Origin of the sequence: Leuconostoc rapi, from assembly GCF_016908715.1 — a bacterium.
GTDB lineage: Bacteria > Bacillota > Bacilli > Lactobacillales > Lactobacillaceae > Leuconostoc > Leuconostoc rapi.
The window spans coordinates 87217-108385 of record NZ_JAFBEK010000001.1; the positions used below are offsets into that span (position 1 = coordinate 87217).

The window sequence follows — 21169 nt, forward strand, 5'->3', positions numbered from 1 at the left end:
AAAATTTAAGACAATTGGTTTTACTTGCTATAATGAAAACAAACAGTATAATGAAGAGTATATCAATAACGAAAGGGTTTCTAAAAATATGACAATTGATTGGAAAAAAGAGACAGCTTTACGTCAAGTGGCTTATGTCGAAGATTTGAAATCGTTATTAGCTATTGAATCAGTTCGCGATGACTCAAAAGCAACGACGGATGCACCATTAGGGCCTGGTCCTAAGGCGGCATTACTTAAGGTATTATCAATTGCTGAACGTGATGGCTTTACAACAAAAAACATTGATAATGTTGTCGGGTATATTGAGATTGGTCCAAAAGATGCCGACGAATATGTTGCAATCTTGTCTCACGTCGATGTGATGCCAGCTGGTGAAGATTGGGAAACGGAACCCTTTGTACCAGTAGTCACTGAAGATAAAATTATCGCACGTGGGGCATCTGATGATAAGGGACCAGGAATGGCTGCTTATTATGCTTTTAAAATTTTATCAGATTTAAAAGTGCCACTCAAACGTCGTGTTCGCTTGATTTTTGGTACTGATGAAGAAAATGATTGGCTGGGCATGACCCGCTATTTTGAAGTTGAACCGGAGCCCGTTTTTGGTTTCTCACCAGATGCAGAATATCCAATCATTAATGGCGAAAAGGGTAATGTTCAGGTGATCATTGATGGGGATGCCACAAATGGTGACGCTGATCAATTGCTTGCTTTTGAAGCTGGCCTTAGAACAAATATGGTTCCCGGTGTCGCTAGAGCAACCGTACAAACCGATCACACCAGTCAAATTGTTGCAGCATTCCAAACATTCTTGACTGCTAATCCTAAAATCTCAGGGACAACCGATACGGCTGGTCGTGAAATTAAGTTCGTTTTGAATGGTAAGCAGGTCCATGGTGCAATGCCTGAAACTGGCGAAAATGCTGGTACTTACCTAGCTAATTTTTTGCAAAACCTTGATTTTGGTGGTACAGCGCAGTCATTTTTGACTTATTTGGGTACACCTGCACATCAAGATACAATTGGTGAAAAATTTGGCGTGAATTACATTGACGATGTGATGGGCGCTTTGTCAATGAATGTGGGTATTCAAAAGTTTGTTGCTGACCAGAAGGCTTTTATTAATTTCAATTTCCGCTACCCAAAGGGTTTGACACCTGATGACATTGTAGCTGGACTGACATCACAGCTGAATGGGTGGGCTGTTACGCCAACTATTGGTGGTCATTCACAAGTACCCCATTATGTTGCACCTAGTGATCCCATTGTCAAAACATTGTTGCGCGTATACCATGAACAAACTGGGCTACCTGCGCATGATCAAGTCATTGGCGGTGGCACATATGGTCGCTTAATGGCACGTGGTGTCGCTTTTGGCGCACTTTTCCCAGACTCACCTGATACGATGCACCAAGTGAATGAATTTGCCTTATTGGATGATTTATATCGTTCAATTGCCATTTATGCGCAAGCAATTGCTGAAATTACTAACTTAGATTAGTATTTTTAATGGTAACCAGAACGCTAGTTCTGGTTTTTTTAGTCACATAGAAAGGAATAAAACACATGACAAAATACACGGATAAAGAGTTAAAGCAGCGCTTAACTCCTGAAGCCTATGAAGTGACCCAGCACGCAGCCACCGAACGACCATTTACGGGTAAATATGACCAATGGTGGGATGAGGGTATTTTTGTAGATGTTGTTAGCGGTGAGCCGTTATTTAGCTCAACAGATAAATATGATGCTGGGTGCGGTTGGCCATCTTTTACACAAAGTATTGACGATCAGCATATAAAACGTCATGTTGATCAGTCTTTTGGTATGACGCGAACGGAAGTGACTTCAAGTGAAGCAAAATCTCATCTAGGACATCTATTTACAGATGGACCGGCTGATAAAGGTGGTTTAAGATATTGCATTAACTCCGCTAGTCTACGTTTTGTGCCAAAAAATGAACTAGCTCAGGCAGGGTATGAGCAATACTTGCCGTTATTTGAATCGTAACAAAATTTTTATCGTTTTTTCTGGTTCTTTGTTATAATGTAAGAAATACTTTCTGGAGAAGTGATGAACATGACGGAGAATTCGCGTACAAATAAATTTTGGCAATATTTTAATCCAGTAAATATCGCCAAGGAATTGTTATTTGGTTGGACACCAGCAGAAGGCACCTTATTCATTGTGTTAGTGTTGTTACAAGGTACAGTTTGGGGCTTGGGTGTTGGTCACAGCCATAGCTATGATTGGTTTGGTCTTGCGACAGGATTGATGAATATTATCACGGTTGTGTTGGTCGCAAAAGGCCGAATTACAAATTATTTTTGGGGCTTGGTTTATTCGGCAATGTATATGCCGTTGGCCTTTCAATCACAGCTGTTCGGTGAAGTAGCATTAAGTGCATTTTGGGTTGTCATGCAATTTGTTGGTGTGATAGCTTGGCTTGGCTTTATGCGTCGTGATCAAAATGTTGAAAAAGATAATCAAGATGTTGTCAAAACAAAATTTATGACAACCAGGCAATGGTTATTTGTTGTCCCTGTGTTTATTGTTATTTTAGCTATTGTTGGCTTAATACTCGAGCAGGCTGGTTCACGTCAGCCATATATGGATGGCTTGACAACAACAATTTCAATGGGCGCACAAATACTTCAGACGGCAAAATTAGCAGAGTCTTGGTATGCATGGTTATTGTTTGATCTTGTTGAAATTGTCCTGTGGGCGCGTGCTTGGACTGGTCATGCGGACCCCAGTGCGTTTGCCATGCTAGGGATGAACCTAGCGCTGACTGTTAATGCAATTTATGGGATTATACAGTGGCGTAAGTTAACAAAGAAAGAGTGAGAGGACGAGCTACTCATTAAGGGTAGTGGCGTACGTTGATAAAATGAGAACCTTTGCAGGAAATTTATATAAAGATGATTTAGTAGGCGAAAAAATTGGGGTGTTTTTTGGCACATTAGCACCAATGCACGTTGGACACCAAGCAGAAATCTATAAGGCAGCTGCATTAAATGATGGTGTTGTTGTTATCGCTTCTGGTTATACAGGTGATCGTGGTGATCAGATGGGACTTTCTGTCGAAAAACGTTTTCGCTATTTACGTGAGGCGTTTAGTGATGAAACAGACATTAAAGTCGATTATATTAATGAAGATAACATTCCCCAAATGCCCACTGGCTGGGACGAATGGACCCGTATTTTAGTACAAACTGTCAAGCGTAACGTTGTTAATGAAGCAGCTAAAATCACATTTTATACTGGCGAAGCTGAATATAAATCAGAATTGGAAAAGCGGTTACCACACACTGGTCAATTTAAAGTAAGTTTAATGGATCGTACGGTGTTAAAAATATCGGCCACTGATATTCGTGAAAATCCAATTGGTAATTGGGATTATATTAATCGTGTTTTTCGACGCCACTTTGCTAAAAAAGTGACTGTGATGGGCTCGGCGTCCACTGGAAAGTCAACTTTAGTTAGGCGTTTAGCGCGAACAAGCAACTCACCATTTTCAGAAGAATACGCACGTGAATATCAAGAGCGTTCAAACGTTAGCGATGATGAATTGGTTGTTAAGGACTATATTCGTTTGATCCAGGGGCAATATGATGCGAATTCTAAAGAAATTAACTCACCAGCTAATAACGGATTAACCATTTTCGATACAGATGCGATGGTAACTAAAGTTTACGCAAATCTTTGGTTGAGTGAGGAAGATAATCGTCAATTACAGCCGCTATTTGACAACACAATTAGTGAAGAATTGATTGATCTGATTCTTATTATTCCCCCAGTGACACCCTATGTGAATGATGGATTCCGTAGTATGACTAGTGCTGATGATGAATCACGATGGGAATTTCACAATGAATTGTTGCGTGTCATTAAAGCGTATGGCTTCATGGATAAGGTCGTATTACTTGATGCGCAGGGTGACAATGAAGATCCTTATGGCTATTACGCACGTTACTTGCAGGCCTTAGAAGCTATTCAAGAAAAGACAGGTTTTAATATCAAACATTTATAATTGTGACGTAGGCTCTCCTGGAGGAGGCCTTTTTATTAGCGCTAAATCATCAATTATAAATGATTGACTTATATTAAAAAAGCGCTTACAATTAAATTGTTAAAAGAATCACAAAATAAATGTTAGGAGTATGACATGTCGAAAAAAGTAGCAATTGTAACAGGTGGCGGGCAAGGCATTGGTGAGGGTATTGCCTTACGATTAGCGCAAGACGGTTATGCCGTTGTTGTTAATGGTCGAACAGAAAGCAAGTTGACAGCTGTCGTTAACAAAATAAAGGCAACTGGTGGTGAGGCAGCTATCTTTGTTGGGGATGTTCAATCACGACAGACTAATTTTGATTTAGTGACGTTTGCCTTGGAAAACTACGGTCGCCTGGATACGTTTGTTGCCAACGCAGGTGTTGACTGGGTGGATACAATTGAAGAGACACCCGAATCAGAAGTTGATAATATTTTAAATATCAATTTAAAATCACAAATCTGGGCTTTACAAGCAGCGCCAGCAGCCATACGTAAAAACGGCAAGCAAGGTGGGACCATTATTTTAGCTTCGTCTATTGCTGGTATGGAAGGCTTCGAAATGTTAGGCATTTATTCCGCCACAAAGTTTGCCGCACGTGGATTAATGCAGGCGGCAGCTAAAGAATTAGCTGCTGATAATATCCGTGTTAATGCTTATAATCCAGGGATCGTTTTGACCCCAATGTGGGATGAAATTGATGCGCGCTTTGCTGAACGTAAAAATGTCCCACTCGGTTCAACACGCCAAGCGTTCATTGACGGAATTTTACTTGGCCGCGGCGAAGAACCTGAAGATATTGCCAAATATGTGTCTTTCTTAGTTTCAGATCAAGCTGATTATATTACAGGACAATCGTTAGCAGTTGATGGGGGCATTAAGTTTCAATAGTTAAATGACGATCAAAAACAGTAAAAAAATACTGTTTTTTTCTTTACCTCTTGATCTCAATCACATTTTGATCCACAATTAAGATCAAAAAACTTGACGTGATAAAGGATCAGGGCCATGATTAGCAACAAGCAACAAGCAACAAGCAACAAGCAACAAGCAACAAGCAACAAGCAACAAGCAACAAGCAACAAGCAACAAGCAACAAGCAACAAGCAACAACTAGCTGAGTTACGACCCTTTATAAAATGGGTTGGTGGAAAAAGGCAACTACTACCAGAATTGGCGAAGTATGTTCCAGAGCACTTTGGGACATATTTTGAGCCATTTTTAGGTGGCGGTGCCTTTTTGCTTGCCTTATCACCTGAAAATGCGGTAATCAACGACTTTAATTCAGAATTAGTTATTTCGTGGATGATTGTAAGAGATAAACCAGAAGAATTATTGAAGCAACTTAAGCAACATCAATTAAATCACAGTAAAGCATACTATCTTCATTTGCGTGAGGCAGATCGTGATGGTAGGTTAGAAAACATGACTTTAGTGCAACGTGCGGCTAGATTTATTTATATGAACAAGACAGGTTTTAATGGGTTGTGGCGAGTTAACAAAAAGGGACAAAATAACGTCCCATTTGGTAGTTATAAAAATCCAAATATCGCAGATAACGATACGATTAAAACAGTTTCTAGATACTTGAACGATGTCAATATAATCATTACAAATGGTGATTTTGAAAAGATGATCGAAACTGCGCAAACAGGTGACTTTGTTTATTTTGATCCGCCATATATTCCAATGTCTGCAACGAGTAGTTTTACGGCTTATAGTTCAGATTTTGGTTATGATCAACAAGTCAGGTTAAGAGATGTATTTGTAAAGCTTCATCAAAAGGGCGTACATGTGATGTTGTCAAATTCGGATGTACCCTTAATTGAAGAATTATATGGCCGTATTGAGGGCATTGTCATTGAACATGTGAGTGTTTCGCGAACGGTTGGTGCTATGGCTTCCTCGCGTAAAAAAGTTGGTGAGGTAATTGTGCATGGAAAATAAATTGAATGTATTTGAATATCGTAATTTAGCGATTAATCAGCGTGTAGATTACTTTGTTTCAACCTTGTCAAATATAGAGAAATTTGCTGATTATTGGGTCAACTTTGAAAATGTTTATAAAAATATACCGCAAAAAATCATACCTGATTTATTTACGTTAGATTATTTAATAGGAAAAAATCAGATGGAAATTGAATTTTTTTTTCGAGAGAGACCTGATTTATTAACGTTGGTACCATTTTTGTTAGGAATTCGAAAAGATAAGTTAGATCAGTATGGGAATCTGTCAGTTCAAGATATCCAAGAGAAATATCGACTTAATTTTAAGTGTATTAATACCAAAAACATGAGAGCTTATTTTGATTTTATGACTAGTTCGGGACTGATGCAGCTACTGTCCCATGGCTTGAAAAAAAGTGTCTTTGACTATTCAATTGGTGTACAGGCAGGCATGGATTCAAATGGTCGTAAAAATCGTTCTGGTAAGATTGGCGAAAAATTTTTAGAAGAAAAGTTGTCAGCAATTGCATCTAGAAATAATTTAAAATGGATGGGACAATCAACATCCAGTAAAATAAAGACAGAGTTTGGTATTGATATTGAACATATATTTAAAAATCGTCGCTTTGACGGGGCACTGTATAATCCTAAAAAGTTAAAACTGACTTTATTTGAAATAAATCTTTTCAATGCTAGTGGTAGTAAGTCAAAATCTGCTTCCACAGAATTTCAAACGTTACGTGATAGATTAGCTAAAACTAATCATGAATTTATTTGTATTACAGATGGTGAAGGGTGGATAAGTGATAAGTCACATTTACAAGAAGCATTAGAATACATTGGTAATGTTTTTAATGTCAGTATGGTTGAATCAGGATATATTGAATCAATTTTAGATTTACAATAATAATAGATTTTATTTTTGAATAAATACAATATGTACTACTGATTGTGTTATTATATTAATAATTAAATGAGGAGTAATTTATGACATATTCAATTGGATTAGATATAGGAACAGGCTCAGTCGGTTGGGCTGTGATTGGGGATGATTATCGTTTAAAGCGTGCTAAAGGTAAAAATTTAATCGGTGTACGGTTATTTGATTCAGCAACGACAGCAGCTGAACGACGTGGTTATCGTACCACGCGTCGCCGTTTGGCACGCCGCCGGTGGCGATTACGTTTGTTAAATGACATATTCGCCCCAAATTTAGTTCAATTAGATGAAAATTTTTTGCCACGTCTCAAATATTCCTGGGTTCATCCAGCTGACGAGCAAAATCCGCAGTTGAACGATAACGGTGCGAACGGTGCGTTATTTGGATCAAGTGAGGCGGATAAAATATTTTATGAAAATTATCCCACAATTTATCATTTGCGATACAAACTGATGACAGATACGGCCAAGCATGATTTACGTGAAGTTTATTTGGCGATTCATCATATTGTAAAATATCGTGGTAACTTTTTAAATTCAGCAGATAAGATTAATGCAGATAATTCTTTCAATGTTGATTTATTTGTAGAGGCTTTAAATGAGTATAATGATTTTATTGAAACGCCACTACCAACAATTACAGATGTGCAATTGTTTTCGGATATGCTAACTGATAAAAACGCCCGCAACAAATCTATTCGTGTCGAAAATGCCATGTCAGCGACTTCAGATAGTAAGTCAAAAATCTTGAAAGCCGTATTGACAGCATTAGTGGGTAATACAGCTAATTTTCAAACTATTTTTGAATTATCTGATCTGGAAAAAGATGAAGCAAAAAACTTTAAATTTAAACTAGATTTAGAAGATGTCGAAACAAAACTAGATGTTGTGCGAGCAAAACTTTCAGATGAACAAAATGCTTTTTTAGAGGCTATTTTAATAGCATATGATGGTATTACGCTAAAAATGATTTTGGGTGATTACAAAAGTATTAGTCAATCGATGATTGAAAGTTATCAATCACATCAACGTGATTGGACGTATATTAAACAAAATTTGCGAATAAATGAACAAAAAATTGAACCTGATAAAAATAGTGTCAAAGTTTTCCACTTAATCCCTACAAAACTTATATATCCATCTAATTTGGCTTATTTACAAGTCATCTCATCAAATGAAGACGAACATAAAAAGGGTTTGGCATATTTTAAAGCCAACATTCAAGATGCTGATATTTTACAGCGCATTGAAAATGATACGTTTTTACTAAAGCAACGGACCAAACGAAATGGTGTTTTACCATATCAATTACATTTAGCAGAATTAGAACAAATAATTGAAAAACAAAGTAAATACTATCCATTTTTGGCTGACACATTTACACAAGATAATAAGACGGAAAATAAATTAGCAGGTTTATTAAAATTCAGAGTGCCTTATTATGTTGGACCGCTGGTAGAACCTCAAAAAGTCAAAGGGGATGGCAGCAATCATTGGTTAATTAAAAAGGAAACGCAAGAGAATACGCCAATTACGCCATTTAATTTTGATGATATTGTTGATAAGGATAAAAGTGGCGAACAGTTTATCAAACGTATCACGGGCACTGATAGTTATTTAATTGGTGAACCAACATTACCCCAAAACTCACTTTTGTATCAAAAATATAATGTGTTGCAAGAATTGAACAACGTCCGCAATGAACGGCACCAACGGCTACCAATTAGTGTGAAACAAGATATATATGAGCATGTTTTTAAGGTAGATAAAAACGTCACGGCTAAAAAAATTATGACGTATCTTAAATTGTCTGGTTATGGTGACTTTGAAGTGGCTGGCTTATCAGACACACGTTCAGGAAAGTTTAACAGTAACTTAGTGAGTTATCATTATTTTGTTGACATACTTGGCCGTGAAAAAACCGAAGCAATTGGGGAAGATAAGTTAGAAGAAATTATTGAAATTCAAACGGTGTTTGAAGATAAAAGCATCATTGCAAGGCGATTATCAAAATTAGATTATTTAACGCAACAAGAGAAAGATAAACTATCGACTAAGCATTATACTGGTTGGGGAAGATTGTCAAAGAAATTATTGACCACTCAATTCATAGAAACGACATTACCAGAAGCTGGGGACATCACACCACAATCACACAGTATCGTGGAGCTGCTCTATCACTCCGATAAAAACTTAATGGAAATTTTGACTGATAAAAAATTTAATGTACAAGATTGGTTAGCAACACAAAATAAAGGGACGGAGTCGGGAAACAGTCTCTATGATCAGATTGATGCTTTGGCAGGTCCCAAAGATATTAAACGTGGCATTACACAAGTTTTTGGCATTATTGATGATATCAAAAAAGCTATGGGTAGCAATCCAGAAAAAGTTTATTTAGAATTTGCTCGTGAAACGCAAGCCTCACGCCTAACAAATTCTAGGTTAAATCATGTCCAGGAATTATATAAAAGCTCAGAGTTGAAAGCTGAGTTTGCTCAAATATCTAAGCGCTTAGCAGCTGAAACGAAAGAGACTATTCGTGATGATAGGCTGTATCTTTACTATCTACAAGAAGGAAAAGATATGTATACTGGAAAAACCATTCCAGTAGAACAGTTAAGCAGTAATTATGATATTGATCATATTATTCCGCAAGCCTTTACAAAAGATGATTCGATTACTAATCGTGTCTTAGTTAACCGTGCTACCAACGCGCGTAAATCTGATTCACCAACCTTTACGAATGAAATTATTGATGCCCGTAAATCTTGGTGGCAATCATTAGTTAATCGTGGATTATTATCCAAAGAAAAATTTGAACGATTAACAAATAGACGTAAAACGTTTAGTGATAATCAGACAAGTCATTTTATTGCGCGTCAATTGGTTGAAACGCGTCAAATTATCAAAAATGTTGCTGAATTAATTAAAAATAATTACGAAGGAACACAAGCAGTTGCCATTCGCGCATCATTAACTGGTGAAATGCGTCGCTACATGGATTGGCCAAAAAATCGTGATATAAATGATTACCATCATGCACACGATGCGTTAATGATGGCAACAGTTGGTAAATACATTGATAAACGCGGATTTTTTGACAAAGGCAATGTTAGTGATGATGCTGGGAATGCCTATAATTTATATACTAAAAACTGGCTAACAGCCGCACGTGCAGGCGTTAAAGATGACAGCCAGCGTGTTAATCCGTTTGGCTTCATTGTCGGATCAATGCAATCAAAATCAGTACGCCAGCAGGTTAATCACGAGACTGGTGAAATTGTTTGGCAAGATGAGAATGTAGCGTATTTACGTCAAGTTTTGGGATATAAGAAGATACTAGTGATACGACGTCTGAATGGCTCATACGGAAAACTATATAAAGAGACATTGTTTGGACCAAATCCCAAAGCAAAATTAATTGCACAAAAGGCAAATCGTTCAGTTGAATTATATGGTGGCTTTACACAAATTGAATCAGCTTATATGAGCTTAGTTGAGTTGAATAAAAAGGGGCAGAAATCGAATAAATTGATAAAAGTGCCGATTACGATTGCTAATCGTGTTAATGATAGGCAATTAACAGTATCAAATTATATTGAATCGTTAAACTTGCGTGACTTTAGTCGTGTTGTTGTCGACAAGATTCCTTTGGGAACATTAATTCGAGAAACTGATGGCAGTGAATTTTATGCAGCAACATCAGAAATGAAACACAATGCTAAGCAACTGTGGGCGCCAAAAGAAATTTTGAAAAGCGCTAAAAAATTAGATAAGGCAACTACTGAAGAATTAATTGCTATATTTGATTTCTTGGTTAGTGACAAGACAATCAAGCATTTTAAGTTTTATGAAAAAGATTTACGGCACTTAGTCAACGTGCGTGACAAATTTATTGAAGCAGATGATGAGATAAAAGTAAAAGTTTTATCGGATGTTATCTATGAATTGCATAATGATGCGGGATGGCGTGATCCGTTTAAGCATATTAAAGTGAAGCCGGCATGGACCTCTTTGCAGACTCAAGATCAGGGTAACGGTGGCATTAAACTCTCCTCAGGAGCTAACATCGTATATCAATCACCAACAGGGTTATTTGAAACAATCAAAATTGTCGGTGAATAAAAAGAAATCCCGTGCTGTTTAGTAACAACACGGGATTTTATGTACGGTCATAAGACCACTCTGATGAGTAATTAAGCTTGGCTTAACGCCTTGCGTTACTTTAATACTGTGTATCAGATCAATGAGGTCCAACCTCTAAGGAATGACTAATTCCTTAATACTAGTTTATCATAAATAATTGGAGGATACAACATGGCATGGCGCACGGTTGTGATAACAAAACATAGTAAACTTAATTATAAAATGAATCATTTAGTGGTACAAACATCTGAAAAAACCTATCAGATACCTATGGAGGACATTCAGATCATTCTGATTACGACAACACAAGCAGTGGTCACAGCGTATGTGATTGCTGAAACAATTAAACGAAATATTAAAATCATTTTTTCAGACATTAATGGACAACCCATTGGTGAAATTAATCAGTATCATACAAATGGTAAACATAATCGTAATATTGGTGAACAAATGATTTGGCAGTCAGAACGGAAAAATTTGCTATGGCGCGAAATTGTCAGATTAAAGATTAATAATCAAATGCAAATATTAGTTACCCAGCAAACGACAGATAGAGGAAAATTTCAGGACCTAGTTGATAGTATTGAAATTGGCGATGAAACGAATCGTGAAGCTGTGGCCGCTAGAATGTATTTTAATCGGCTGTTTGGTAATGAATTTGTACGACATGAGTCAGGTATTGTGAATGCGATGTTAGACTATGGTTATCAAATTTTGATGGCCGCAGTTGCTAGAGAAGTTGTATTACAAGGTTATTTATCAGAATTGGGAATTCATCATAATGGTGCACAAAACGATTATAACCTTGCTTCTGATTTGATGGAGCCGTTTAGACCCTTAATTGATGCAGTAGCAAAAAAATATGAACATGAAACAGCACTTAACTTAGACATCAAATTGGCTTTAGTAGAAGTGATTAACCAAGTTGTTGAACTCAATGGGCAACAAATATTAGTTACTAATGCGATTAGTGTTTTGGTGCGTGATGCAATAAGTTATTTAAATAACGGCTTAAAATTACCAGAATGGCGGTTTGAAATTTGAGGTATCGTATAATGAGAGTTATGATTTTCTTTGATTTACCAACTTTAACTGACGTTGATCGGCGTAATTATCGGCATTTTAGAAAAGGTTTGATTAACGAAGGGTTTTTGATGATTCAGGAGTCCGTTTATGTACGTGTGACCACTAATCGTCAAGCGGCAACATTACTAGAAAAACGTGTTCAGGCGATTACGCCAACCGATGGCTTAGTACAATCTTTAATTGTGACAGAAAAGCAATATACAATGATGAAATTTTTATCCGGTAAGCCGAGCGATGATGTTCGAAATTCAGATGAAAAGTTGGTGGTCATATGACTTATTCGATTGTTTGTTTTCCAAATAACCCCATGCAAATCAATCCAGGATTAACCATGATTTCAATTGCTAATCATGAATTATATTGGCAATTAAGTAGGGGATTAAAAGAGACCAATGAAGATGTCACATTAGGTTTGGATGGTCATATTGTTGATGTGAATAAGGCTGTCATGTTTATTGGCGACATCACCACGCAACTTGATGTGAATAAATTGTATCAAAAAAGTATTGTCACTACGGTGAAAAAATATGCAGATGATCAGGCATTGGCGCAATTTTATAGGATCAATTCCGAGCTCAACCAACTACTAGAAAATATGATATTAGAAAATAATTTACCTTTTTATTTTCAAACAGAATTTAATATTGTTGATCTGATAAATGAGAAGAAAATTAAGATAGAAACGCTGACAAATAGCTCTGGATTTGGTAAAATAGAGGATGTAGTTAACGTTGCTGGTGAGTTTTCAGAGCAACGTTTAATCGTTTTTACTAACATCTATTTATTGTTATCGGTTGATCAGATTGACTATCTGAATGATCTAGCAAAAGCAATGGATTTATGTTTGATTTCTCTTAATTTGACACAAAGCCCTGTTATGACTAATCAGGGTTCGTCTTCAGAAATTTTCATTGATGAAGATTTCGTTCAATTTGGCACTGACTAGCCAATGCGAACAGGCGGTCTGCTTTAGATGTGTGTCAGATCAATGAGGTTCAAACCAAACTCTGAACATCTCCATGACGAACTCAAGCTTTAGATGTGTGTCAGATCAATGAGGTTCAAACCTAGGTCGTCTGTATCATCAACAATGTTTTGGCTTTAGATGTGTGTCAGATCAATGAGGTTCAAACCATCTACACGCACACTGATAAGGCTCATCTCGCTTTAGATGTGTGTCAGATCAATGAGGTTCAAACCTATCAACTTTTGAAATCTGCCACCAGAAACGCTTTAGATGTGTGTCAGATCAATGAGGTTCAAACCCACAACAATGACTTTGCCCGCATTAAAGCAGCTTTAGATGTGTGTCAGATCAATGAGGTTCAAACCATAGACTAGCGGATAAAACACTTTTGCGCAGCTTTAGATGTGTGTCAGATCAATGAGGTTCAAACCTTTTAAAACGGATATTGAAGCCTATATCAAGCTTTAGATGTGTGTCAGATCAATGAGGTTCAAACCTATTTTTTGTAATAACTTTAATATAGTTGGGCTTTAGATGTGTGTCAGATCAATGAGGTTCAAACCGATTCGGTTTGTTAAGGAATTGGACAAGTTGCTTTAGATGTGTGTCAGATCAATGAGGTTCAAACCGCTTGCATTATTCGGAGATGGTACAGTTGGGCTTTAGATGTGTGTCAGATCAATGAGGTTCAAACCGGATTAACTAAATTAAGCACGTTGGATCCAGCTTTAGATGTGTGTCAGATCAATGAGGTTCAAACCACTGGTGTTCAGATTGGTATTACTAATGGTGCTTTAGATGTGTGTCAGATCAATGAGGTTCAAACCAACATATCGAGCGTTGACACCTTTGTTAAAGCTTTAGATGTGTGTCAGATCAATGAGGTTCAAACCTAAGTCGTTGGCTAGTTACAAAAAAGATGAGCTTTAGATGTGTGTCAGATCAATGAGGTTCAAACCCACATCACTGTGAGCAGACCCCGTCTCATTGCTTTAGATGTGTGTCAGATCAATGAGGTTCAAACCGGAATTGAGTACCTACTATTGTTGAACTCTGCTTTAGATGTGTGTCAGATCAATGAGGTTCAAACCAACACCGCTACGATTGTAGGCATAGACGATGCTTTAGATGTGTGTCAGATCAATGAGGTTCAAACCTGCTTCAGGCACGAAATTGACGACATAAGCGCTTTAGATGTGTGTCAGATCAATGAGGTTCAAACCATAGCAAAAAATTTGTCAATGTGTATACGAGCTTTAGATGTGTGTCAGATCAATGAGGTTCAAACCCGATCAGCGTTCTGTCCTGGAGCAAACTAAGCTTTAGATGTGTGTCAGATCAATGAGGTTCAAACCAATCCACTTATTGTAAGCATATCCAAACATGCTTTAGATGTGTGTCAGATCAATGAGGTTCAAACCACTAATGATTTTGAAGCGTCATGAACCAATGCTTTAGATGTGTGTCAGATCAATGAGGTTCAAACCAGTTTTGATGGTGCAATAGTAACTGCAAAGGCTTTAGATGTGTGTCAGATCAATGAGGTTCAAACCAAATATTTCTCCGTCTGTTGCTTGGTATGAGCTTTAGATGTGTGTCAGATCAATGAGGTTCAAACCTTTCGTATCACATATGATAAGCCTGCTCTTGCTTTAGATGTGTGTCAGATCAATGAGGTTCAAACCCCAATCAATAAACCAGTAAGCCGCCGTTATGCTTTAGATGTGTGTCAGATCAATGAGGTTCAAACCCATACATATCCATCATTGGGCCATCAATCAGCTTTAGATGTGTGTCAGATCAATGAGGTTCAAACCGGTCTAATGCTTTGAGAGGTGGTAAGTGATGCTTTAGATGTGTGTCAGATCAATGAGGTTCAAACCTTAGGCCCTGAACGAGCCGTTGAGCGTAATGCTTTAGATGTGTGTCAGATCAATGAGGTTCAAACCTGAGTGATTTAAATATTGCAACAACTAACGGCTTTAGATGTGTGTCAGATCAATGAGGTTCAAACCCTAGCAGCAGGCAGTGATGATTGATCATATGCTTTAGATGTGTGTCAGATCAATGAGGTTCAAACCCCTCAAATCAATAACGTTGTTGCCATATTGGCTTTAGATGTGTGTCAGATCAATGAGGTTCAAACCTTATGAACAAGAAGGGTTTAATACAGCTATGCTTTAGATGTGTGTCAGATCAATGAGGTTCAAACCCCTGTAGCCTTTTGGAGCTTAATAAATGAGGCTTTAGATGTGTGTCAGATCAATGAGGTTCAAACCAAAATTAACTATCACGCCTACAACATCTCTGCTTTAGATGTGTGTCAGATCAATGAGGTTCAAACCGAAAACGTATACAATTTGATTAATGGTGCAGCTTTAGATGTGTGTCAGATCAATGAGGTTCAAACCCTGTGCTTTTTTGCTTTCGTGAAAATCTTGGCTTTAGATGTGTGTCAGATCAATGAGGTTCAAACCGGCTTCACGCCTGATATTCTCGCGTTCTACGCTTTAGATGTGTGTCAGATCAATGAGGTTCAAACCAGTATTTATACGTTTTAGTATTTAAAATGGGCTTTAGATGTGTGTCAGATCAATGAGGTTCAAACCCAGTCATTGGATATTTAAGGAGAATAACATGCTTTAGATGTGTGTCAGATCAATGAGGTTCAAACCTGCTTTAATTTATCAAGAGTGGCTATCCAGGCTTTAGATGTGTGTCAGATCAATGAGGTTCAAACTCCAGATTTTAATTAGTCTGGTTTTTTTGTGGTTTCATTAGCATTTTTAATGTATATCATTAATTACTATATTAATGTGTATCATGTGATTGCTAATATGGCAATATTTAAAAATTAGGAATATGATATTCTTATAGAGAATAGAAGGATGAAATGTTTTATGGAAAAAATCAATAGTAGAATGGTCTTTGAAATTATAACGATTATCGGTATTCTAATTTTTGCCGTCATCAGTTTAATACCATCAGTGGTGAAACATAAGAGTGTGCAATTAGATCACGGACGCATGACTTATAGTGGGGCGATGGTGAACCATAAATTTAATGGTCACGGGACGTTGCAAGTTCAAAAAAAAGGGACCTATATCGGTAATTTTGCGAACGGCCGTTTTGCTGGTTCCGGTGAATTTATTGCACTGAATGGTTGGCGCTTGCAAGGTGATTTCAGTCAGAGCAAACTGAATGGCGTGGTCAAGTTGCATGTTGGCAATAAGACTTACGCGAAAAAAATGACGGAAGATGGTAAGTTGGAAAATGCGAATTAAATGGTTTAGTTTAGTACGAATAACGGGGCTTGTGTTGGTATTAACATATCATTTTTTTCAGACTCAATTTACTGGTGGCTTTATTGGCGTGGACGTTTTCTTTACCTTCTCTGGGTTCTTGATTACGGCATTGATGGTTGATGAATTTGCGCGTTCGAATAATTTTAAATTAATGGCTTTTTACGGTCGCCGGTTTTACCGAATCGTGCCACCGTTATTTATTATGGTACTAGTTGTTTTACCACTAACTTATCTGATTAACCACGATTTCGTGACCAACATCGGTAAGCAGGTCGCAGCGGCCCTTGGCTTTACCACCAATTATTTTGAAATTGCAACGGGTGGCAGTTATGAAAATAAATTCATTCCGCATTTATTCGTTCATACTTGGTCATTGGCGATTGAAATGCACTTTTATATTTTATGGGGCTTGATTGCGTGGTTAGTGGCTAAAATAAGTCAATGGTTGGCGAGTGGCCCTCGCGCCTTAACGCATTTTCGTTGGGGATTGGGTATTTTAACGACCGTCTACGCAGTCGAGAGCTTTGGGATGATGTTCTTGGGAGCAGGCGGTCTGAAGGATTTTTCGCCGGTTTACTTTTCGAGTTTGACTCACTGTTTTCCATTCTTCGTCGGTGGTCTTATCGGTGTTTTGAGTGGCATTAAGGTGCAAGGGCCAATGTATCGATGGACCACGGCGCACAGTAATCCGATTATTGTGGGCCTAGGAATGATGATTAGCTTCATACTACTCGTTACTATGGGCTATCGCATGAAGTTCGATGCGCTGCAAACGTATCAAGGCGGCCTACTATTCGCAACCGTGCTGGCAGGAGTCATGATTTACTGTGCTCGGTTGTTGCATGACCAGACGCCTAATATAAATGAGCCGCGGTGGATTACTTTTTTGGCGGATGTGAGTTATAGCGTGTACCTTTATCATTGGCCGCTATACGTCATTTTTTCACACATAATGGTCAACTGGTTAGCAGTGCTAGTCACGACAGTACTATCAATTGTATTGTCCGCTTTATCGTATTATGTATTGGAACCAATTATTGCTGGCAAGCAGGCCAATGTTTTTGGGCACACATTGACGTGGCGACAATTACAGTTACCGGTTGTTGGTGTAGGGCTATTGCTAGCTGTCAATACAGTGATTGTGGTCAAGAACGCGCCACAACTCTCAACGCTTGAACAAAAATTATGGGTGAGTGGCATTTATCAAGATATTGATAAGATTAAAACAACTCATGATGCTGTATTAGCGAGCGTAGCACCAAATAAAAAACAAGGGGCTGGTAAGGTGAACCAAACAAAAACACCGGGCGTATCAATTATTGGAGATAGTGTGACCTTGGGAACGCGTAGTTACTTGGGGGATCATGTGCCTAATAGTAACATTGACGCCGAAGGAGATCGAACTATGGACCTTGCCTACAAGGTCATGATGAGTCAGCAACGGAGTCACACGTTACGACAGTACGTTGTGATTTGTATCGGAACAAATGCGTTGGATGATTATGAAAAACAAACGATGAAGCTCATTCACGATTTGGCGCCTGGTCATAAATTAATTTTGATGACACCGTATAATGCTCAAGCTGATGCGGATTGGAATTCATCTAAATTGGCTGTTTTGGAACGAGGCCTGCCGGCCAAGTATAAGTTCATTACGGTCGCTGATTGGGGAAAGATTGCCGCCCAACATCCTGAAATATTTAATGGCACTGATGGGGTGCACTTTGGTGGGATCCCAGCCGGTGATGTTTTATATGCTAAGGTGATCAATCAGGCACTGCAAGCGGCTAAGAAGACGCCTGTTAAGTAAGCATAGTTGGCATATTGGTATCATTGGTATTGTCGTGTGCATCCATGCCAATATTTAATGATTAGCACAGGGCGTAAGATAAGTGTTTTTAACCTAACCTTATTATCGTTTCAAAAAGTTTAGTTAGCTGAGTCAACAAGTTTCAGTGATTAATAATGTATTTATGAATATCAATCATATTAAAACGCTTAGGCGTTTTTTTGTATCATATTTGTCATAAAAATTAAGTTTAAGCGAATAACAATTATGGTATGATATATATTGTTGTAAAAAATCACGTTAAATGTGAAATGGAGAAAGGGAGATTTTCCTGTTGTGGTAAATAAGAAATTGCATGTTAAAGAATTACTCGTTTCAACAATAATCATTGGAGGTGTTTTAGGCACGCTATCTACGGCTAGCGCTGATGAAAGTACAGCGCATGTTGCGACACAGACGTCAAGCAAAGTGGCCTCGGTTCCTAGCTCGAATGCGGTATCACAGGCACCAAGTACTAAGGACTCAAGCTCATCATCAGTGACATCGCAGTCTTCTGTTCCCGCTGCTACTTCGTCTCAGAGCACTAGTACTAACGTAACGCCGTCAACACGCGCCGTTCAAATACCTCAGGCTAAATTTGAAAACGGTTCTGTGGTTGCCTTGACGGTTGTGGCTAAAACATCAAACGGTACACAATTAAATGGTTATGACAACCAATCGGGTGTTGTGACGAAGGTTATTGCACCAAAAAATGCTAATGAAAAGTACGCCTATGACATTAAGTTGGACAACGGCGTTGTTGTGACTAATGTCTTAGAAGCAGGTGTTGTTTCGTTTGTTAAAACAAGCGCGTTTGCAATTAATAATCGCGTTGAGATTAAAAAAGATGCCACGCATGATGGTGATGCTAAAAATATTAGCGCGTATCGTGGTGTTGGTGGCACGATTACTAAAGTTACACGGTTTCACAAGTTATCATCAAATTTTTATTATCAGGTCACTTTAGATAATGGCGTTGTGATAGCTAAAGTCTTAGAGCAAGACTTACAACGGTATACAAACAAACCAGTCCATAAAGATGGTTGGTCGAATGAGAATGGTATTACTAAGTACTATATTAACGGCGCGGCTGTTGTTGGTGAAAAGCAAATTAATGGTCATTGGTATCATTTTGATAGAAATGGTGCACAATCAAAAGGCCTGACGAAACTGACACATAAAACAGTATTTTATGATGTTAAGTCTGGTCAAATGAAGTATGGCTATGTTTGGTCAAATGGATCAGTGATGTTTTTTGATACATCTGACGGCCACGCGTTAACTGGTGTGAGACACTATAGCGGTGGTGTGGAAGTTTATGGTTCTGATTTCAAGCAAATCCGTAATAATTATGCGACAGTAGGTAGCTCAAGATATTATTTGACTGGTAATGGTGACGCTTTTAAGGGCTCACGAAAAGTCAGTGGTCAGTTAGAATTTTTCGGTGTTAACTATGTACAAGTGCGTAATAATTATTCGTGGGTCAATGGTGCATTAATGTTCTTTGATGCGAACGGACATGCGATGACTGGCGTCCGGCATTATGGCACAAATATGGAATATTATGACGCTAATCATAAACAAATTCGTAATAAGTATATCCGTACAGGGAACACGTACTATTACATGAAAGCTAACGGTGATGCATTCAAAGGGTTACGTCAATATAGTAAGACAGGCTTTGAGTATTACGGTGCTGATTTTAAACAAGTACGGCATAACTATGCTACGACCAATGGTACAACCTATTATTTCAATGATGAAGGCGATGCCATTAAGGGCATACGAAAAGTCAATGGCAAGATCGAATATTATGATAACAATTACAAACAAGTGCGCAATAATTATGCATGGCTAAATGGGTCACTCATGTTCTTTGACGCGAATGGTCATGCGATGGCTGGGGTACGTTATTATGGTTCAAACATGGAGTACTATGACGCTAATTATAAGCAAATTAGAAGTCGCTACGTTCGTACGGGTAATACGTATTATTATCTGAAAGCTAACGGGGATGCCTATAAAGGATTACGTCAATACAGTTCGACAGGTTTTGAGTATTATGGCGCTGATTTCAAGCAAGTACGTAATCAGTCGGTAACACTTGGTGATAGCATTTATCATTTCAACAAGGATGGCGATGCCGATTCAATCAAGCCCAAAAATCCTGCAGCTGCTAAATATGCCAAGAATGCGAGTGTCTATCTGACCAACAATGCAGATCAATCAGTGAATGGCAACCATAATTTGAAAAAATACGCTGGGCAAAATGTTAAAATCATTGATGAAACTGCTGTTCAAAAAGGACAGTCAAATTGGAAATATACGATCAAACTCAGTAACGGTACAGTAATCAAAGATGTACTAGAACAAGACTTACAAGTAAACAAAGTTAACTTTAAGGTGGATACCAATAAATTAATTGATTGGTTTGAAAGCCGTAAGGGAAAAATAACATACTCGATGTATGGCTCTCGTAATGGTACAGATGGTACAGCTGACTGCTCTGGTTCTGTTGTACAAGCGATTCGTGATGCTGGTGGAACACCTTACACATGGCTTTACAATACTGAGGCCATTCATGACTATTTGAAAGACAATGTTTATAAACTAATTGCCAACAATGATCGCAATGGCTGGATGTCAAAGCGTGGTGATATTGTTGTCTGGGGTCAACAAGGACATAGTGACGGTGCTGCTGGTCATATTGGTATCATCACGAATAATGCAGATAATCCACTATTTATTTCAACATGCTATATTACACAAGGACAAAAGGGTACTGCTGTGCAAGAAGTACAATACAATCAGTATGCTGCTAAAAACGGATATCCTTATTACTACGTTTACCGTTTAGCACAATAATAAAATAGCGTCAATTTTAAAAGCGTCCT

14 protein-coding genes and 1 CRISPR repeat array are annotated in these 21169 nt (G+C 38.0%); all 14 genes read left to right on the plus strand.

The features are described from left to right. Nucleotides 1–88 precede the first annotated feature (88 nt). The 14 genes from pepV to JOD28_RS00480 all read left to right on the plus strand — a co-directional run bounded on the left by pepV (nucleotide 89) and on the right by JOD28_RS00480 (nucleotide 21140). Nucleotides 89–1504: a dipeptidase PepV gene (pepV, locus tag JOD28_RS00415; protein ID WP_204768952.1), complete on the plus strand. Its 1416-nt coding sequence runs from the start codon at nucleotides 89–91 to the stop codon at nucleotides 1502–1504. Between the two features lie 65 nt (nucleotides 1505–1569). Continuing rightward, the gene (msrB, locus tag JOD28_RS00420) at nucleotides 1570–2010 is read left to right on the plus strand and encodes a peptide-methionine (R)-S-oxide reductase MsrB (RefSeq protein ID WP_204768953.1); all 441 of its coding nucleotides are present in this window, start codon (nucleotides 1570–1572) and stop codon (nucleotides 2008–2010) included. 69 nt (nucleotides 2011–2079) lie between these two features. Continuing rightward, the gene (pnuC, locus tag JOD28_RS00425; protein WP_204768954.1) at nucleotides 2080–2847 is read left to right on the plus strand and encodes a nicotinamide riboside transporter PnuC; all 768 of its coding nucleotides are present in this window, start codon (nucleotides 2080–2082) and stop codon (nucleotides 2845–2847) included. A 43-nt stretch (nucleotides 2848–2890) separates the two neighbouring features. Beyond that, entirely contained in the window at nucleotides 2891–4033 is a 1143-nt protein-coding gene (locus tag JOD28_RS00430) for a nicotinamide-nucleotide adenylyltransferase (protein WP_204768955.1), read from the plus strand. Nucleotides 4034–4168: 135 nt separating this feature from the next. Continuing rightward, nucleotides 4169–4945 carry an SDR family NAD(P)-dependent oxidoreductase gene (locus JOD28_RS00435; protein ID WP_204768956.1) on the plus strand — a complete coding sequence of 259 codons (777 nt, stop codon included), beginning with the start codon at nucleotides 4169–4171 and terminating at the stop codon, nucleotides 4943–4945. 117 nt (nucleotides 4946–5062) lie between these two features. After that, entirely contained in the window at nucleotides 5063–6001 is a 939-nt protein-coding gene (locus JOD28_RS00440; protein ID WP_204768957.1) for a DNA adenine methylase, read from the plus strand. Then, a complete protein-coding gene (locus tag JOD28_RS00445; RefSeq protein ID WP_204768958.1) occupies nucleotides 5991–6908 on the plus strand; it encodes a DpnII family type II restriction endonuclease in 918 nt (305 codons plus the stop codon). Before JOD28_RS00440 ends, JOD28_RS00445 begins: the two co-directional genes overlap by 11 nt. Nucleotides 6909–6988: 80 nt before the next feature. Further along, the gene (cas9, locus tag JOD28_RS00450; RefSeq protein WP_204768959.1) at nucleotides 6989–11068 is read left to right on the plus strand and encodes a type II CRISPR RNA-guided endonuclease Cas9; all 4080 of its coding nucleotides are present in this window, start codon (nucleotides 6989–6991) and stop codon (nucleotides 11066–11068) included. Between the two features lie 192 nt (nucleotides 11069–11260). Beyond that, nucleotides 11261–12133 (plus strand): type II CRISPR-associated endonuclease Cas1, encoded by an 873-nt coding sequence (gene cas1 / locus JOD28_RS00455; RefSeq protein WP_204768960.1) that lies wholly within the window; start codon nucleotides 11261–11263, stop codon nucleotides 12131–12133. An 11-nt stretch (nucleotides 12134–12144) separates the two neighbouring features. Then, a complete protein-coding gene (cas2, locus tag JOD28_RS00460) occupies nucleotides 12145–12450 on the plus strand; it encodes a CRISPR-associated endonuclease Cas2 (protein ID WP_204768961.1) in 306 nt (101 codons plus the stop codon). Then, entirely contained in the window at nucleotides 12447–13121 is a 675-nt protein-coding gene (gene csn2, locus JOD28_RS00465) for a type II-A CRISPR-associated protein Csn2 (RefSeq protein WP_204768962.1), read from the plus strand. The genes cas2 and csn2 overlap by 4 nt, the downstream gene beginning before the upstream one ends. Before the next feature lie 20 nt (nucleotides 13122–13141). Then, nucleotides 13142–15883: direct repeats of the CRISPR family, unit length 36 nt; unit sequence GCTTTAGATGTGTGTCAGATCAATGAGGTTCAAACC. A 159-nt stretch (nucleotides 15884–16042) separates the two neighbouring features. Continuing rightward, nucleotides 16043–16426 carry an MORN repeat-containing protein gene (locus JOD28_RS00470; RefSeq protein ID WP_204768963.1) on the plus strand — a complete coding sequence of 128 codons (384 nt, stop codon included), beginning with the start codon at nucleotides 16043–16045 and terminating at the stop codon, nucleotides 16424–16426. Then, nucleotides 16416–18257, plus strand: coding sequence for an acyltransferase family protein (locus JOD28_RS00475; RefSeq protein WP_204769282.1), 1842 nt, complete (start codon nucleotides 16416–16418; stop codon nucleotides 18255–18257). The genes JOD28_RS00470 and JOD28_RS00475 overlap by 11 nt, the downstream gene beginning before the upstream one ends. A gap of 315 nt (nucleotides 18258–18572) precedes the next feature. Further along, nucleotides 18573–21140, plus strand: coding sequence for a peptidoglycan amidohydrolase family protein (locus JOD28_RS00480; RefSeq protein WP_204768964.1), 2568 nt, complete (start codon nucleotides 18573–18575; stop codon nucleotides 21138–21140). Nucleotides 21141–21169: the final 29 nt, after the last annotated feature.

Excerpts from the sequence above, each read along its gene's own strand:
- pepV (WP_204768952.1), top strand. The coding sequence starts at position 89 with ATGACAATTGATTGGAAAAAAGAGACAGCTTTACGTCAAGTGGCTTAT.
- msrB (WP_204768953.1), top strand. The coding sequence starts at position 1,570 with ATGACAAAATACACGGATAAAGAGTTAAAGCAGCGCTTAACTCCTGAA.
- pnuC (WP_204768954.1), top strand. The coding sequence starts at position 2,080 with ATGACGGAGAATTCGCGTACAAATAAATTTTGGCAATATTTTAATCCA.
- JOD28_RS00430 (WP_204768955.1), top strand. The coding sequence starts at position 2,891 with ATGAGAACCTTTGCAGGAAATTTATATAAAGATGATTTAGTAGGCGAA.
- JOD28_RS00435 (WP_204768956.1), top strand. The coding sequence starts at position 4,169 with ATGTCGAAAAAAGTAGCAATTGTAACAGGTGGCGGGCAAGGCATTGGT.
- JOD28_RS00440 (WP_204768957.1), top strand. The coding sequence starts at position 5,063 with ATGATTAGCAACAAGCAACAAGCAACAAGCAACAAGCAACAAGCAACA.
- JOD28_RS00445 (WP_204768958.1), top strand. The coding sequence starts at position 5,991 with ATGGAAAATAAATTGAATGTATTTGAATATCGTAATTTAGCGATTAAT.
- cas9 (WP_204768959.1), top strand. The coding sequence starts at position 6,989 with ATGACATATTCAATTGGATTAGATATAGGAACAGGCTCAGTCGGTTGG.
- cas1 (WP_204768960.1), top strand. The coding sequence starts at position 11,261 with ATGGCATGGCGCACGGTTGTGATAACAAAACATAGTAAACTTAATTAT.
- cas2 (WP_204768961.1), top strand. The coding sequence starts at position 12,145 with ATGAGAGTTATGATTTTCTTTGATTTACCAACTTTAACTGACGTTGAT.
- csn2 (WP_204768962.1), top strand. The coding sequence starts at position 12,447 with ATGACTTATTCGATTGTTTGTTTTCCAAATAACCCCATGCAAATCAAT.
- JOD28_RS00470 (WP_204768963.1), top strand. The coding sequence starts at position 16,043 with ATGGAAAAAATCAATAGTAGAATGGTCTTTGAAATTATAACGATTATC.
- JOD28_RS00475 (WP_204769282.1), top strand. The coding sequence starts at position 16,416 with ATGCGAATTAAATGGTTTAGTTTAGTACGAATAACGGGGCTTGTGTTG.